We start from the raw sequence: 15,910 nt of genomic DNA, 5'->3' as shown, positions 1-15,910 counted from the left end.
GCAACGGAGGGGAATCGGATGACGCAATCGCGACGGGAGCTTCTGGGGCAGGCGCCGGCGCTGAGCCTGGCTCTTGCGATGCCGGGGCTGTCGGTCCCTGCCCGGGCCGGCCGCCTGTTCGACATCCGCCGCCATGGCGCGATTCCCGACGGCCGGACGGTGAACACCCGCGCGATCCAGAGGGCGATCGACGCCTGCGCCGCGGCGGGCGGCGGCATGATCGTGGTGCCGGCGGGCGTCTTCGTCAGCGGCTCGATCGTGTTGAAACCGGGAGTCGGGCTGGAGCTGCGCAAGGGCGCGGTGCTCAAGGGTTCACCCAATCTCGCAGACTATCCGCTCGTCCTGCGCCGCTTCGTCGAGGCTTATCCCGAAGCGCTGCGGATGGCACTGGTCAACGCGCGGGGCAACCACGGCCTCAGGATCGTCGGGCCCGGCACGCTCGACGGCCACGGCGAACCCTTCTGGCGGCGCTTCTTCCAGACGCCCGAGGAAAGCGTCGAGGGGCGGCGGGTCTATTATCACTTCCCACAGATCTGTTTCATCCAGGATTGCGACGACGTGCTGGTCAGCGGCGTCACCTTCAAGGATGCCGCCTTCTGGAACCTGCACCTCTACCGCTGCCGGCGCGCAGTGGTGGAGGACGCGCGCTTCGAGGTTCCGCATCACATCCGCGCGCCGAGCAGCGACGGCATCGATGTCGACAGCTGCCAGGACGTCACCATCCGTCACTGCCGCTTTTCGGTCGACGACGATTGCATCGCGCTCAAGGGCACGCAGGGCCCCGACGCCGCCGCCTATGCCGAGGCGCCGCCGGTCGAACGTATCCACATCCACGACTGCGTGTTCGAAGCCGGGCTCGGCTGTGTCACCTATGGCACCAACGGGACGATCATCCGCGATGTGAAGGTCGAGCGGATCACCAACCTCGGCGACATGCCGACGATCCGGTTCAAGGTGCGTCCCGACACGCCGGGGCAGGTCTATGAGGGGCTCCGCGTGCGCGGCATCCGCCTCTCACCGGCACCGACCCCTTTCGCGCGCTGGCATAACGGCGAAGTGTTCTACGGCATGACCGATCCGAACTTCGGCGCCGGCGATCCTCCGATCGGGCTGATCGTCAACGCGCGCTTCACCCACGGCACCAAGGTGCCGGCGCGACCGCCCGGCGCGATCATCCGCGACGTGGTGATCGAGGACGTGCGCGGCACCACGCGCGGCTTCGGCAACATCTCGGGCAATGCCACCACCGCGATCTCGGACATCACCTTGCGCGACATCGACGTGACGCTGCTCGATCCCGAGCGGGCGAAGCTGATCGCCCGCGGCGTCCGCAACCTGACGCTCGACCGGGTGCGCGTGAACGGCGCGCCGGCGGAGGTGGTCACGTCCTGAAAGCCGGGCTGGATGTCGGAGCCGATTATGGGGCAGGATGAGCCTTAGGCGTGACGACAGGTAGGACCATGGGTTCGCGGACCGGACCGGACGGAGAGGAGCGGATCGGCCGTGTCGTGATCCTGGGCGGCGGCACGGCGGGGTGGATGACCGCGACGGCGCTGGCCCGGACGTTCGGCCGGCAGCTTTCCGTCACGCTGGTCGAATCGGAGGAGATCGGCATCGTCGGCGTCGGCGAGGCGACGATCCCGACGATCCACTGGTTCAACCAGCTGATCGGCCTCGACGAGCCCGCCTTCCTCCGCGCGACCAGGGCGACGTTCAAGCTCGGCATCGAGTTCGTCGACTGGACGCGGCCCGGCCATCGCTATCTCCACCCGTTCGGCCAATATGGCGTGCCGCTGCCCGGCGTCGCCTTCCATCACCGCTGGCTCAAGGCGCAGGCGGAGGGGCTCGACCTGCCGCTCTCCGCCTTCTCGCTCGCGACGCGGCTCGCGCTGGAGAACCGCTTCGCCAAGCCGGCGAGCGATCCGCGCTCGATCCTGTCGACGCTCGGCTATGCCTATCATTTCGACGCCAGCCTCTATGCGCGCCACCTGCGCGCCCTGGCGGAGGCGGCCGGCGTGGTGCGTGTCGAGGGCAAGCTCGCCACGGTCGAGCGGCATCCCGAGACCGGCTTCGTCACCGCGCTGACCACCGAGCGCGGCGACCGGCTGGCGGGCGAGCTGTTCGTCGACTGCTCGGGCTTCCGCGCGCTGCTGATCGAGGGCGAGATGAAGGCCGGCTACGACGACTGGTCGCACTGGCTGCCCTGCGACCGCGCGGTCGCGGTTCCCTCAGCGCGCATCGCCGGGACGACACCCTACACGCGATCCACCGCGCGGCCAGCAGGGTGGCAATGGCGCATCCCGCTCCAGCACCGCACCGGCAACGGCCTTGTCTACGCCAGCGCGTTCCTGGGCGACGACGAGGCGGCCGCGAACTTGCTCGCCAACCTCGACGGCGAGCCGCTGGCCGAGCCGCGTTTCCTGCGCTTCACCGCAGGGCGGCGCCGGCGCGCGTGGATCGGCAACGTCGTCGCGGTCGGCCTGTCCGCGGGGTTCCTCGAGCCGCTCGAATCGACCAGCATCCACCTCATCCAGAGCGGCATCGCCAAGCTGCTCTCGCTGTTTCCGGACCGCAGCTGCGACCCTGCCCTGGCGGCACGGTTCGACGCGCTGTTCACCGCCGACATGGACAATATCAAGGACCTGCTGATCCTCCACTATCATGCCACCGAGGGCCGGTCCGAGCCGCTGTGGGCGCACTGCCGGCACATGGCGCTGCCGGAGACGCTGGTGGAGCGCGAGGAGCAATACCGCCGCTCCGGCCGGCTGATGATCGGCGCCGACGAGCTGTTCCGCGACGCGAGCTGGCTCGCGGTGCTGAACGGCCAGGGCATCCTGGCCGAGGGCTACCATCCCGTCGCCGACACGATCGACGCGGAGGTCAACCGCACGCAGCTCCGCCGGATCAGCGAGGCGGTCGCGCAGGCGGCCGCCGCGCAGCCCGGTCACGACAAGGCTTTGGCCGAGCTGATCGGATCATCATGAACCGCCGCGATCGGCCTTGCCCCGGCGGGTAGCGCGACGCGGACGGTGAAGCGGCCGCCCGCGCGGTCGAAGGCGATCTCGCCGCCATGGTCGCGCACGATGTCGCGGCTGATCGACAGGCCGAGGCCGGTGCCGCCGGTCTCGCGGCTGCGCGAGCTATCGAGCCGCTCGAACGGCGCGAAGGCGCGCTCGGCATCCTCGGGCGCGATGCCGGGGCCGGGATCGCTCACGTCGATCACGACGCGTTCCCCCGCGCCGCGGAGCGCGATCCGCACGCTGCCGCCGTAGCGGCAGCCATTGGCGACCAGATTGTCGAACACGCGCCGCATCGCCCCCGGGCGGCAGCGGATGTCGAAGTGATCGGGCCCCTCATAGGCGACGTCCTCGCCCATGTCCTTGCAGGTATCGGCGAGGCTGATCAGCAGCGAGGCGAGATCGACCGCCTCCATCGGCTCGCGCCGCGCCTCGCCGCGCATGAAGGCGAGCGCGTCGGCGACCATCGTCTCCATCTCCGCGACGTTGGACTTGAGCTGGGTGCGCTGCTCCTCGTCGGGGACATATTCGGCGAGCAGGCGCAGGCGCGTGAGCGGCGTCCTGAGGTCGTGCGAGATGGCGGCGAGCATCTGCACCCGCTCGTCGACGTAGCGCTTGAGCCGCAGCTGCATCGCGTTGAACGTGTCGGCGATCGCCGCGAATTCGGGCAGGCGCATCCCGGTGATCAGCGTCGGCTCGCGCTCCCGCCCCAACCGCTCCGCCGCGCTGGCGAGGCGACCGAGCGGCACCGCGATGCTCCGCGCCATCCAGATCGAGAAGACCGCGAGGATGAGCAGATTGCCGGCGCTCTCCAGCGCATTGCGGAGATAGTGCGAGAGGGTGTCGCGGGTCTGGTGCGGACGGATGACCAGCCACTGCCCGCCGTCCCGGCGCACGGCGATCTCCAGCCGGCCGAGCACCGCGCCGTCGCGGGTCGGGATATCGGTCCTCCCCAGGAGGGTCGGCATTGTGGGAATGATCCCCGTCGGGGTGCTGGGCGAGCGTTCCCAGAGCACGTCGCTGAACGTGTCCGCCCGGACGCGGACATCGGCTTCGCTCCTGCGCAGCGCGCGTGCCAGCGAGGACCGGAAGTCGTCGGCGAATTGCGCGGCCTTGCCGCCTTGGGAGAAGGGCGGTTCCGGATAAGACGCGATGTCGAGGAAGCGTGCCCGATCCGCGCCGAGGGAGCCGTCACGGGCCTGGACGACGGCATCGACGAGCCACGACCGCTGGACCACGAAGACCGGCGACGGCGGGATCAGCACGCGCAGCACCTGGTCGAACAGGAAAGAGGCGGTCACCGCCAGCACGATGGCGATCGCCAGGCGTATCGAGAGCTTCAGCTTCACGCCGCCATGTCCGGCTCAACCGCGGCGGAGAAGAAATAGCCGCCATTGCGCACGGTCTTGATCAGCGCCGGCGCCTGCGGGTCGGCCTCGACCTTGCGGCGGAGGCGGCTCACCTGCACGTCGATGCTGCGGTCGATGTTGAGGCTCGAGCGGCCGTGGACATAGTCGAGCAGCTGGTCGCGGCTCAGCACCTGCTGCGGATGCTGGACGAGGGCGACCAGCAGGTCGAACTCGCCCGTGGTGAGCTCGACCAGCGAGCCGGCCGGCGAGATCAGGGTGCGCCGGCCGGTGTCGAGTGTCCAGCCGGCGAAGCGGACGCGGCCGGCGGCGTGCTCGCGCGGCGGCGCGGCGCTCATCGCGGCGCGGCGGAGGGCGGCGCGGATGCGGGCGAGCAGCTCGCGCGGGTTGAAGGGCTTGGGCACATAATCATCGGCGCCGAGCTCCAGCCCGATCACGCGGTCGGTGTCGTCGCCGCGCGCGGTCAGCAGGATGATCGGCACGGTGCTGGTGGCGCGCAGGCGCTGGCACAGGGTGAAGCCATCGTCGCCCGGCATCATCACGTCGAGCACGACTACGTCGAACCGGTAGCGGCCGGTGAGCTCGCCCATCTGGCGGCCGTCGGCGGCGCTGGTCACGCGCAGGCCGTTGTCGCCGAGATAGCGCGCCAGCATCGTGCGGATCTGGCGGTCGTCGTCGACGATCAGGATATGCGGCTGTTCCTGGCGGGCCATTTCAGGAGCCTTAGCGTGGCGCCGGAACCGAGTCTGCATCCGTAACAATCTGAAATATCTCGACACCTCTGGGAAATCCCGGACCGGCGTGCGCGACGTATAGGCGCAGGGCACCAACCGACGGAGCCTCCCCATGTACGCAACGCGTCCCGCCTTCCCCTCGCGCCCGGCATGGCGCCATGCGTTCCTCCTGCTCGCGGTGCCCGTCGCCACCGCGTCCGCGGCGGGCGAGGCCCGGGCACAGGCGCAATCGCAGGAGGGCGGCGACTGGCAGGTGACGGTCGGCGCCGGCGCGATCTATACGCCCGACTATGAGGGATCGGACGATCACGACCTCCTCCCGTTCCCGGCGATCTCGATCAGCTATCGCGATCTCTTCTACGTCCGCGGGCCGGAGCTCGGCGTCAACCTGGTCCGGCTCAAGCCCAGCGACGACCTCAAGATCAACATCGGCCCGATGGCGCGCTTCCGCCGCGACCGGCCGGAAGACCGCAACGCCGACCTGAAGGGCCTCGGCGACGTCGATCTGGCCATCGAGGTCGGCGGCGCGCTCGCGATCGAGTACGGCAACGCCTTCCTGCGCGTGGCGGGAGGCAAGGACGTGGCGGGCGGCCATGACGGCGTGGTCGTCGAGGGCGAGGCGGGCCTCCGCTTCAACCTGGCCGAGCGGCTCAATGCCTCGGTCAGTGCGCGCACGAGCTGGGCCGACCGCAAATATATGAGCAGCTATTTCAGCGTCTCCCCCACCCAGTCGGTGGCGAGCGGCCTGCCCGTCTACCGGGCCGAAGGCGGCATCAAGGACGTCGGCGCGGGGCTGAACCTCAACTATCAGCTGAGCCGTCACTGGGTGGTCTCCGCGATCGGCGGCTACTCCCGTCTGCTCAACGACGCCAAGGACGCGCCGCTGGTCCGCCTGCGCGGATCGGACGATCAGTGGACGGGCGGGCTGTTCCTGGCCTATCGATTCTGACCGGCCTGCCATAAATCCGAAATGTCATGCCGGACGTGTTCCGGCATCCACTTCTCCACAGAGACCGGCGTCGAGGTTCCAGCTCGAACCTTGAAACCAATGCCTGGTCGCCCGGTGGAACAAGTCCGGGGTGACGAAGGTGGGGTAGGTTTTCCGCAAACCGCTCTAACGAAGAGAAGCCGGCGGCCGCACCGCAAGATAGACCGTGCTCCACAGCTGTGCGGCGTTCGATTCGTCGACGTCCTGCTTGCCGGCGCCGAACGGCACCACGCGGTAGCGGCCACCTTCATAGGTCCAGGACCAGAGCTCCGAGCTCTGCACCGCGCGCGTCGCGGAGATGGCGCGCCACAGCCGGGCCTGCGCCTCCGCGAGCCGCGTCCGCGTCGCCGCCGGCAGATCGCGCCGCGCGAGCTGGCGCTCGAGCCCGGCGGCGAGCAGCGCCTGCTGCCACGACCACACCACCGTCCCGTGATAGGCGGCGGGGGTGAAGCGCGCCTGCGCCTCGCTCCCCGCCAGCGCCGGATTGGCGACGAGCAGGCCGACGTCGGTCATCAGCCCGGCCGGGAACGGCCGCATGATCGCGCCGACGAAGGTATCGAGATCGGCCGGCGAGGGATCGCCGAACAGCAATGCGAAGCTCTCGTCGGAATTGACGATCGGCACCGGCGCGCCCTTTTCGTCGAGCGAGATGGCATGGAAGGTGAGCGGCGCCGATCCCAGCGCCGCCAGCGCCGGCCGGGCGGGGACGCCGGCGCGCGCGGCATAGTCGCGGATGCTCGCCGCCGCGGTGGCGGCCGGGACCGAGACCCGGAACAGTGCGGGCGCGCGGCTGCGCCATGCCTCGGCCATCGCCCGCGCCCGCGCGAAGGCGGCGCGGTCGTCGGCGGCGAGATAGGCGTCGAGCAACCCGGCGCGGGCGAGGCGGTCGATCGCATCGAGCGCGGCGGGCACGAACACCGCATTGACGTCGAAGGGATAGCGGCCGCGCCCCAGCCCCTCCTCGCTGTCGCGCCATTCGCCGGTCATCCGGCCGGGCTTCAGCGACACGAGATTCGCGATCTCGGGGGCGTCGGCGAAGGGGCGCGCCTGTTCGAGCACGTAGCGCAGGTTGCGCACCAGCGCCTTGCCCGCGGGCTCGGCGGTGCCGGGCTTCGCCGCGCTGGGGACGTCGCGGGCGAGGAAGGCACGGGCCGGGTCGGGCTTGGCATGATCGAGGAGATAGCTTGCCGCCACCGGCGCGAGCATGAAGTCGTCGTCGATCATCGCATAGTCGAGGGTCGGCACGTCGCCGCTGCCGCCGTTGCGGCGGTGCTCGACGACGGCGAATTCGGACAGGCCCTCCTCGTGCGCGACCTCACCCCGGTCGTTGAGCCGCGCCAGCACCGCACCGAGCCCGGCCTCGACCGCGGCCGGCTGGAGCACCGGCATCAGCAGCCGCACCGACATCAGCGTGTCGCGGCCGAAATAGGTGTCGAACCGCCACGATCCGGCGAGGAACTTCTCGCGATAGCTCAGGAAATGCAGCGCGTCGCGCGCGGCCGGATCGTCGGCGGCGCGGTCGTTGAGCAGCTCGGGCAAGGTGAGGCCGGTCAGCGGCGTGTCGCCGCTCGCCGCGACGATCTCCAGGCGGATGCGGCCGCCCGGCGCGGCGGTGATCGTGCCGCCGTCGACCCGCCCCTCCAGCACGTTGAGCTCGAGCCGGTAGCCCGGCGCGCCGTCGAGCCGGTCGCGGGCGTAGAGGATGCGGCTCCCCTCGCTCCGCATCGGCGCCGCGACCTCGGGCGGGAATTTGCCGATCGCCTGATAGTCGCGCAGGAAGCGGACGTTGGAGAGCACCGCCTGCTTCACCGTCAGCCGCGGCGCGGTGACGCTCGCCGCCGCGCGGATGCCGTAGAGCGGGCGGCCGCGGCCGTCGGCCAGCGTCACCGGCTCCGGAGCGCGCTCCAGCCGCCAGCTCGCCGGCGCCGCCACGCGGTCGAACCAGAGGCCCACGCCGCTGTTCCCTGCCGGGAAGGCGACGAGGATGCGCGGGTCGGCTCCCGAGCGCAGCAGCAGGTGCGCGGCGACCTGGCCGTCGCGGACGAAGGCGTTGAGGTTCTGCCCCTCGGTCAATTGATAGCTGAGCTCGGGCGTGCCGCTCGCCTGTGGGGGCGAGGCCATGCCGGAATCGCCTGCCGCGATCAGGCACAGCCCCGCCACCAGCCCCAGGCCCACTCCGGCCCTAACTCTTCCCGCGGCTCCCCGCGCCTGCCTCCCCATCAGAATTTCAGCGTCACCGTGCCGCCATAGGTCGGCCCGACGATGCCGCGGGCGTAGAAGAAGCCCGAATCCGCGTTCTGCGTCTGGCCCTGGCGCGGGTTGCCCTCTGTCAGGCCCATCACGTTGAAGATGTTGTCGGCGTCGAAGCTCACCTGCAGCCGCTCGGTGATGTTGAGGCTGATGCCCGCCCCCGTCACGCCATAGCCGGGCAGCGCGACGCCGTTGCCGGAATCGGCGAAGATCTTCCCGATATATTTGTAGCGCGCATAGACCTCGCCGAGGCCGCCCGGCAGCTTGAAGGTCGGGGTGATCGTGTAGAGCGTCGAGGGGGTGCGCTCGGGCCGGTTGCCGCTGTAGGTCGGCTGCGCCACGCCGTTCAGCGTCAGGTTCTGCAGCTTGGGCTTCTGGAACACGCCGGCGAAGTCGATGGAGAACCAGTTGACCGGGCGCACCGCGACGTCGACCTCGACGCCGGTGGTCCTGAGGTCCGCCAGGAAGGTGTCGAGCTGGGTCGGGTCGGTCGGGCTGATGAAATTGTAGAACTGGTCGTTGAAGTTGGTGCGGAACACCGTCGCCGAGGCGCTGACGAAGCGGCCGAGCTGGTAGCGCACGCCGGCCTCGTAGAGCTCGATCTCGGTGATCGGATCGGTGTTGTTGGTCTGGAAGCCGAGCGCATAGCGCGCATAGACGGCGAGGTTCGGCGTGATGCGGTAGTTGGCGCCGACCGTCCAGGCGACCTTCTCCTGCGTGCGGCGCGTCACGTTGAACGTGCCGTCCCAGGTCGAGCCCGGCGCGGGAAGGACGACGCCTGCGCCGGACGGCGGCGGCGGGTTGACCGCGGCGGCGCGGCCGTCGCGGAACACCGCGGAGTCGCTTTCCCAGCGCACGCCCGCGTCCAGGTGGAGATTGTCGCCGATCTGCAGCTCGTCATTGGCGTAGAGCGAGAAGGACTTGTCGTCGCGCTCGCGGATGCCGACGCCCCAGTCGCCGTAGGAGATGAGGCCGTTGTCGCTCAACGTGCCGACGACGTTGTTGTTCGCATCGAGCGCGACGATGTCGTAAATGTCGCTGTTGTTGCGGACGTCGTTGACCACCGTCCCGACCGCCGACTGGTTCTGCTTGCGGCTGACGTCGTAATATTGGACGCCGAAGGTCAGCGAGTTCTTGAACGACCCGCTCTCCATCTCCCAGCGCGCGCCGACGTTCAGGCCGAAGTCGTGGCCCTTCAGATAATCGTGGTTGAGCACGGTCTGCTGGAGGAAGCCGTTGCCGTTCAATGCGTTCAGCGCATCGGTCTGGTTCGCGCCGATGACCTCCCCGGTACGCAGGTTCTTGATGCCGAGACGCGCGGCGGCGGGGAAGGCGGTCAGCCCGCGATCGAGGAAGCTCATCCCGTCGATGACGCTCACCCGATCGAGCGGCGAAGACTCCGGCGTCAGATAATCGACCGCACTGGCGAGGCCGCCGTTGCCGGTGCCCGATCCGGGGAAGAGGCCGTTGAAGTCGTAGCTGAGATCGAGATAGCGGCTGTGGGCGAACAGCTCGAGCCCGTCCGCGACCGGCTTCTCGAAGTCGATGCGGAGCTGCTTGGTCTTGCTGCGCACGCCCTGGGTGTACCGGAAGTCGCGGAAGCCGTCGCTGTCGACGAAGTTCGACACCGGCACCGAGATGCGGGAGAAGGCGTCGCCGCCGATATTGTCCTTCTGCGGATCGAGCCCCGGCACCCCGTCCGGATCGCCGTTGTTGTAGGCATAGGGCATGCCGGCGTAATAGGCGGTCTTGAGATCGCCGATCTTGCCGGTCAGCCGGACATATCCCCCGTCGTCGAAGCGATATTCGAGCATCGCCTTCACGCGATAGCCGTCATAGTCGAACGGGTTCTTGCGGACGCCCGGGCTGCTCTGGAAATAGCCGCCGACGCTGAAGGCGAGATTGTCGGCGATCGGCGCGGAATAATAGAGGTCGGCGCGCTTCAGGCCGTAGTCGTAGGCGGTGACCTTGGCGATGCCCTCCGCCTCTTTGAAGTTGGGCTTGCGCGAGATGAAGTTGATCGTCGCGCCCGCGCCGTTGACCGTCAGCACGCCCGACGAGCCGCCCTTCACCGCCTCCAGCCGGTCGATGGTGAGGTCCTGCGCGAAGAAGAAGTCGGCGCCGCCGCCCTGATAGAGCACGGGCATCCCGTCCTCCTCGAGCTGGACGAAGCGCTGGCCGCCGCCCTGGAGGCCGCGGACCGAATAGTTGTTGGAGACCTCGCCCGCCGTTCCTTCGACGAAGATGCCCGGCACCAGCTCGAGCATGTCGGCCGTGGAGCGCGGCGCGCGGCGGTCGAGGTCCTCGCGCGTGGCGAAGGTGATGTCGGCCGAGGAGGTGATCAGCGGACGGTCGCGCGAAGTCTGGCCGGTGACGACGATGTCCTGCGTATAGTCCTGCGGGTCCGCGGACGAGGCGGGAGCGGCCGTCTGAGGTTGAGACTGGGCTTGGGCCTGAGCCTCCGCCTGAGGCGGGGCGGTCGGGGCGGGCGTCGGGGTCGGCGCCGGGGTGGCGGGTTCGGCCTGCGCGAACGCGGGCGCCGCCGGCAGGACTGCCGCGCTCAGCAGCAGCGCGGCACGAACACTGATACGCGCGTGAACAGGCATGTCTCCTCCGACGCTCCAGAACGCGGCCGGACCGGTTAGGGTCCGCATATCCGCCATTATCGTCCCGACGCCGCTGAACTCCGGGCCGGGCTCTGGAAACGGTTACATTATGCCTTATCGCCGGCCGCGGAACAACTCCGGCGCCGCGGGGGAACGGAGATCAGGCACCTTTCGGCGCAGAACCGCTGGGCCAGCGGGCCGGAAGCAAGGTGACGGGCACCGGTTCCGCAACGGGTGTCCATCCCTGCTTCGCGAGCACGTCGTTGCTCTCGATCGCCTCGCGGCCGCGGCCGAGCGACCAGGTGATGTGATAGGTGCTGCCGTCGGGCCGGTCGGTGGTGCCGTCGATCCGCACCGCCATCGCCTCCACCCCGGCGCCGTCGTCGGCGATGCCGACGATCTCGCCGATGGCCGGCTCGGGCAGCGGATCGTCCGGGCCCGCGCCCGACCGCAGCGTCACATGGTCCGCCACCACCTCCGGCCAATGCGGCGGAAAGCGCTCGAGGAGCACCGCGCGCTCGTCGCGGTCGAGCTTCCAGCCGATCACGTCCGCCATCGTCGGTCTCCTGAAAAGGGAGGGGAGGCCCCGTGAGAACGGGCGCGCCTCCCCGAGCCTCAGTGCCGCGTGTCGGCGTTGATCGGGATGCGGCGGCCGCGCTCGGCCTCCGGCCCCTTGGGCAGCGTCACCGTCAGCACGCCATGTTCGAAACGCGCCTCGGCCTTGTCCTCGTCGATGCCGCGCGGCAGTGACAGGCGGCGCTCGAACTTGCCGTAATAGCGTTCGGTGTAGCCGCGGGACTGGTCGCCTTCTTCCTGCCGACGCTCGCCGCGGATGGTGAGCACGCCGTCCTCGATGCCGAGGTCGACGTCCTTCTCGGTCATGCCCGGCAGCTCGGCGGTGATGCGCATCTCGTTGTCGGTCTCGCTCACCTCCAGCGACGGCCAGCCGCGGTTCCGGTCGCCACCGATCGCCGGCAGGTTCCAGCCGCGGAAGACGTCGTCGAACAGTTGGTCGAGCTCGCGGCGCAGCGTGAAGAACGGGCTCGGCTCACGCCCATAGCTGCCGAGCTGGCGGCTCTCGCGCTCACGGTCCCAGGGTGCCAATTCTCTCGCCATGATCCTCTCCTCATGCCTTGCAGAGCAATTAGGCCGCACGCCGGGGCACGGCATCTGCGATTGCGAGGGAGTGGGAGAACGCCCGACGCCATCGATCGCGAGGCCCGGGCCCGGATCGACGCCCGGCGATAGAAAGGTAGGCAGTGCGATCGGCGCTTCAAGACGATGGATCGCGGCGATGCGATGGATCGATCGGCGGCACTCGTACGATGGAGATGGGATGAGACAGAAGACGGACATGATCGAGGTCGCCACCGAGGGGCAGGGCCTCGTCGAGATCACCTTCGCGGTGGAGCGCTGGGTCCGGGAATCGGCGATCCGCGAGGGGCTGCTGACGCTGTTCTGCCGCCATACCTCTGCCTCGCTCGTGATCCAGGAGAACGCCGCGCCGGCGGTGCGGCGCGACATGGAGGCCTATTTCGCCCGCATCGCGCCCGAGGATCCGGCCGCCTACGAACATGACGACGAGGGGCCGGACGACATGCCCGCGCACCTCAGGGCCGCGCTCACCGGCGTGCAGCTGGCGATTCCGCTGATCGAGGGGCGGCTGACGCTCGGCACCTGGCAGGGCATCTATCTGTTCGAGCACCGCCGCCGGCCGCACCGGCGCTCGATCGCGCTCCACCTCATCGGCGAGTGACCGCGTGGCCCAGGAAAGCGCCGGCATCCTCCTGTGGCGCAGGCGCGAGCGGCTGGAGGTGCTGCTGATCCATCCCGGCGGTCCCTTCTGGGCGAACAGACATGAAGGCGCGTGGATGATCCCCAAGGGATTGATCGAGGCCGGCGAAACCGCGGCGGCAGCCGCACTGCGCGAGTTCGAGGAGGAACTCGGCATCCGCCCCGCCGGATCGCCGCAGCCGCTGTGCCGCATCCGTCAGGCCGGCGGCAAATGGGTCGAAGCTTTCGCGCTCGAAGGCGATCTCGACGTCGCCGAAGTCCGCAGCAACAGCTTCGAGATCGAATGGCCGCCGCGCTCGGGCCGGCGCCAGACATTTCCCGAGGTCGACCGCGCCGGCTGGTTCGGCCTTGTCGAGGCACGCGCGATGATCCTGCCGAGCCAGCGCCCGATCCTCGACGCGCTGGAGCGCCTCAGCGCTTGAGCGCGCGGACGAAGTCCAGGTCGGCGGGCTTGTCGACGTCCACCGCGGCCAGGCCGTAGCGCGCCTCCACCACCGCGGCGCGAACGCCGCAGGCGGCGCCCAGCCGGGCGAGCGCCTCGGCGAGCGACAGGCGCCCGGTGACGTAGCGGAGCAGCATGCCCGTCCCCAGCCGCCGCACGATCCGCCACGGCCGCTTGCGGTCGCGCTCCACCGTCTGCCACAGGTCGATCGCCGCCCCCGCTGCCGGGGTCGCCAGATGGAAGAGATTGCAGCCCGACCATTCGCCGTCGGCGAAGCGCAGATAGGTGCGCTTGGTGCCGGCGGCGTCGCGCTCGATCGTCTCGCGGCGGGCGAGTAGGGCGGCGACATCGGCGCCGGCGGGCACGTCGGCGAGGAACTGGCGGACCCATTGCGGCTCGAGCAGCGCATGATCGGCGGTCGTCACCAGCAGCGGCGCAGCGAGCCGGTCGAGCCCCTGCCGCGTGCTGAGGCTCGGCCCGCCGGCGGCGCCCAGCACCTCCACGCCGAGCGCCGCCGCATGGGCCTTGACCGCCTCGCTCGACGCCGAGACCGCGATCCGCGCGGCGCCGGCCTCGCGCAGCGCGCCGATCACATGCGCGAGCATCGTCTCGCCGCCGATCGGGATCAGCGCCTTGTCGGAGACGCCGGCATAGTCCGCCACCGGATCGGCGCCGCCGCGCGATCCGGCCAGTACCAGCGCGTTGAAGCTCATCGTGCGGGCGATATACGCGTGCCGCGCCACACCCGCCAGAGCACGCCGGGCGCGGCGAGGATCGGGTGCCGCTCGCGCCACGGCGTCAGCGGCAGCTGGACGCCGGTATGGCGCTCGAGCTTCCACAGCGCGTAGCGGGTGGCGCCCTCGAAGGTGAAGGCCGCCTTGACCAGGCGCGCGACATTGAGCGGCTTGCCGGCACGCCGGCGCGCCCGCCAGGCACGCGTCACCGTCCGGCGCATGTCCGACGGCACCGACGGCACCAGCACGCCGATGGCGTCACGCGCATGGCCGATCCCTGCCGCGTCCCATGCCAGCGGCAGCAGCCTGTCGTAGCGCTCGGGATGATAGGCGAGGATCTGGCGTTCGCGTCCGGGCCGCTCGACGCGGAACTCGGCGGTGTAGGTCTGGCGGAACAATGCGCTCCAATAATCGGCTGCTTCGCCGCGCTCGGGGCCCAGCACGGCCGCGAAACGCGCCGCGGTCGTCACCGCCGCCGCCACCGCCTCGATCACCCGCCGCGCTACCGCCGCATCCGCCGCCCAGACGAGCGCGGCCGGCTGGGTGAAGCGCGCCCAGATGGTGGTATCGAGCGACCGGCCGTCGACCGCGGTGCGGAAGGTGTCGATCGGCATGGTCGCCACCTTGGCGCGGATCATCCGCGTGCCGACCGGGGTCTCGACATAGCTCACGTCCGGCCACAGCCAGCGCGTGGCGAGTGCGCGCAGGCCGCGGCTCCGGATGCCGTCGGTCAGCACGTAGAAATCGAGCACGCCGTCGAAGTCGCCGGTCCGCAGCACCGATCCGTAGAACAGTACCGCCAGCACACCCGGCTTGTGCGCAAGTGCGGCCGCCGCGGCCCTCACCTCGGCAGGGACCGGAGCGTTCAGCTCCTCGGCAATGACCTCGACGAGCGGCGCGTTCACGGCACCGCGAACTGCAGCGGCGCGCCGGCGCGGATCGCGAGCTCGCCGCCGCGATACTGCTCGCCGTCGAGCACGAAGTCGCCGTCCAGCGTCAGCTCGAACGGCCCCGGATCGGCGCGGTGATAGCCCCAATCGTCGAGCCAAGCCGCCTCCGACCCCATCAGCAGCGGCCCGAAGGCGACCAGCGGCTTGGCGGGCGGTGCGTCGACCGCGAGGCCCTTGAGGCCGGGGCGCGGCCGGCCGAACGGCTTGAGGCCGAGCGGCATCCGCTCCAGCGTCGACAGGAACAGGATGTAGAAGGAGCGATCGACCTCGAAACCGTCCTCGCGGCGGATGCGCATCCGATCGCCGCGGCGCCAGGCGTTGCCCGCGCCGCCGAACAGCGTCTGCGCGATGCTCCAGGCGAGCGACAAGCCGACCGCGACGCCGTTGAAGGCGCCCCATTTGTGCGTGCGCTGGGCAAGCTCGGTCGCGCGCACGAAGCCGCCGGCACCGAACAGGAAGCCGCGCAATGCCGGCTCCGACGTGCCGATCCGCTCGATCTCGATCGGCGCGCGCGTCGCGAACCGCTCGGCACGCGCCGCTTGCAGCGCCGCCTCCACCGTCCATTCCTCGGGGATGCCGAGGTCGTAGGCGAGTGCATTGGTCTTGCCCGACGGGATCACCGCGAGCTTCGGCATGTCGTCGAACACCTTGGCCGCCGCGGTGATCACGTCGCGGACGGTGCCGTCGCCGCCGTCGACGATCAGCAGGTTGACGCCCTCGGCCGCGAAGTCGACCAGCGTCCGCTCGAGCGCGACGCGCGTGCGCGGCGAGGCGTAGAATACGTCGTCGGTGCCCTCGAACTGGAGGCCGTTCTTGTGGTTGCGGTGCGCGCGCGCATTGGCGATCACGCCGGCGCGAATCTCGTCCGCGGGGCGCAGCCGGCGGGCACGGACTGCCGCGCCGCCCGGCCAGGGCAGCACCACGCCCGTCTCACCCCGGGTGCGGGCGAGCTTCGGCGCGATATCGGCCACCGGCTTTTGCCGCAACGGATCAAAAAACTGGCGCAAAACAGTTCCCCGTTTCCACAG

Annotated in this window: 14 protein-coding genes; 5 read left to right on the top strand and 9 right to left on the bottom strand. The window is 70.0% G+C overall.

Translation table 11 applies throughout. The features are described from left to right. The first annotated feature begins 18 nt into the window (after positions 1-18). Positions 19-1,392 carry a glycoside hydrolase family 28 protein gene (locus tag AC2YHA_RS14605; protein WP_487402172.1) on the top strand — a complete coding sequence of 458 codons (1,374 nt, stop codon included), beginning with the start codon at positions 19-21 and terminating at the stop codon, positions 1,390-1,392. Positions 1,393-1,460: 68 nt separating this feature from the next. Then, a complete protein-coding gene (locus AC2YHA_RS14600; RefSeq protein ID WP_487402171.1) occupies positions 1,461-2,984 on the top strand; it encodes a tryptophan halogenase family protein in 1,524 nt (507 codons plus the stop codon). Here the strand turns inward: AC2YHA_RS14600 and AC2YHA_RS14595 are convergent. Then, the gene (locus AC2YHA_RS14595; protein WP_487402170.1) at positions 2,945-4,366 is read right to left on the bottom strand and encodes a sensor histidine kinase; all 1,422 of its coding nucleotides are present in this window, start codon (positions 4,364-4,366) and stop codon (positions 2,945-2,947) included. The genes AC2YHA_RS14600 and AC2YHA_RS14595 overlap by 40 nt on opposite strands. Beyond that, on the bottom strand, positions 4,363-5,097 hold the full coding sequence (locus AC2YHA_RS14590) for a response regulator (RefSeq protein ID WP_487402169.1): 735 nt from the start codon (positions 5,095-5,097) through the stop codon (positions 4,363-4,365). The genes AC2YHA_RS14595 and AC2YHA_RS14590 overlap by 4 nt, the downstream gene beginning before the upstream one ends. 133 nt (positions 5,098-5,230) lie before the next feature. Here AC2YHA_RS14590 and AC2YHA_RS14585 point away from each other — a divergent pair, with 133 nt between their 5' ends. Further along, positions 5,231-6,067, top strand: coding sequence for a MipA/OmpV family protein (locus AC2YHA_RS14585; RefSeq protein WP_487402168.1), 837 nt, complete (start codon positions 5,231-5,233; stop codon positions 6,065-6,067). A gap of 165 nt (positions 6,068-6,232) precedes the next feature. Here AC2YHA_RS14585 and AC2YHA_RS14580 read toward each other — a convergent pair whose 3' ends face one another. From AC2YHA_RS14580 to AC2YHA_RS14565, 4 genes are all read right to left on the bottom strand, one after another. Continuing rightward, the gene (locus AC2YHA_RS14580) at positions 6,233-8,281 is read right to left on the bottom strand and encodes a hypothetical protein (protein WP_487402167.1); all 2,049 of its coding nucleotides are present in this window, start codon (positions 8,279-8,281) and stop codon (positions 6,233-6,235) included. Positions 8,282-8,325: 44 nt separating this feature from the next. Then, positions 8,326-10,962 (bottom strand): TonB-dependent receptor, encoded by a 2,637-nt coding sequence (locus AC2YHA_RS14575; protein ID WP_487402166.1) that lies wholly within the window; start codon positions 10,960-10,962, stop codon positions 8,326-8,328. Positions 10,963-11,122: 160 nt separating this feature from the next. Then, positions 11,123-11,518, bottom strand: coding sequence for a hypothetical protein (locus tag AC2YHA_RS14570; protein WP_487402165.1), 396 nt, complete (start codon positions 11,516-11,518; stop codon positions 11,123-11,125). 59 nt (positions 11,519-11,577) lie between these two features. Beyond that, positions 11,578-12,078, bottom strand: a complete 501-nt coding sequence (locus AC2YHA_RS14565; RefSeq protein ID WP_487402164.1) for an Hsp20/alpha crystallin family protein — start codon at positions 12,076-12,078, stop codon at positions 11,578-11,580. Positions 12,079-12,298: 220 nt separating this feature from the next. Between AC2YHA_RS14565 and AC2YHA_RS14560 the strand changes: the two genes are divergently transcribed. Beyond that, positions 12,299-12,718 carry a secondary thiamine-phosphate synthase enzyme YjbQ gene (locus AC2YHA_RS14560; protein WP_487402163.1) on the top strand — a complete coding sequence of 140 codons (420 nt, stop codon included), beginning with the start codon at positions 12,299-12,301 and terminating at the stop codon, positions 12,716-12,718. A gap of 4 nt (positions 12,719-12,722) precedes the next feature. Next, a complete protein-coding gene (locus AC2YHA_RS14555) occupies positions 12,723-13,178 on the top strand; it encodes an NUDIX hydrolase (RefSeq protein ID WP_487402162.1) in 456 nt (151 codons plus the stop codon). On the opposite strand, the gene AC2YHA_RS14550 is transcribed toward AC2YHA_RS14555, so the two are convergent. Genes AC2YHA_RS14550 through AC2YHA_RS14540 form a run of 3 tightly spaced genes read right to left on the bottom strand, consistent with a single transcriptional unit; the run spans position 13,168 to position 15,853 of the window. After that, positions 13,168-13,941: a nucleotidyltransferase family protein gene (locus AC2YHA_RS14550; protein ID WP_487402161.1), complete on the bottom strand. Its 774-nt coding sequence runs from the start codon at positions 13,939-13,941 to the stop codon at positions 13,168-13,170. The genes AC2YHA_RS14555 and AC2YHA_RS14550 overlap by 11 nt on opposite strands. Beyond that, positions 13,908-14,837 carry a hypothetical protein gene (locus AC2YHA_RS14545; RefSeq protein ID WP_487402160.1) on the bottom strand — a complete coding sequence of 310 codons (930 nt, stop codon included), beginning with the start codon at positions 14,835-14,837 and terminating at the stop codon, positions 13,908-13,910. The genes AC2YHA_RS14550 and AC2YHA_RS14545 overlap by 34 nt, the downstream gene beginning before the upstream one ends. Next, a complete protein-coding gene (locus tag AC2YHA_RS14540; RefSeq protein WP_487402159.1) occupies positions 14,834-15,853 on the bottom strand; it encodes a diacylglycerol/lipid kinase family protein in 1,020 nt (339 codons plus the stop codon). Before AC2YHA_RS14540 ends, AC2YHA_RS14545 begins: the two co-directional genes overlap by 4 nt. Positions 15,854-15,910: the final 57 nt, after the last annotated feature.

Source organism: Sphingomonas sp. SRI_018, assembly GCF_057586275.1.
The sequence above is the reverse complement of the archived record's forward strand: the minus strand, read 5'-3'. Positions and strand labels throughout refer to the sequence as shown.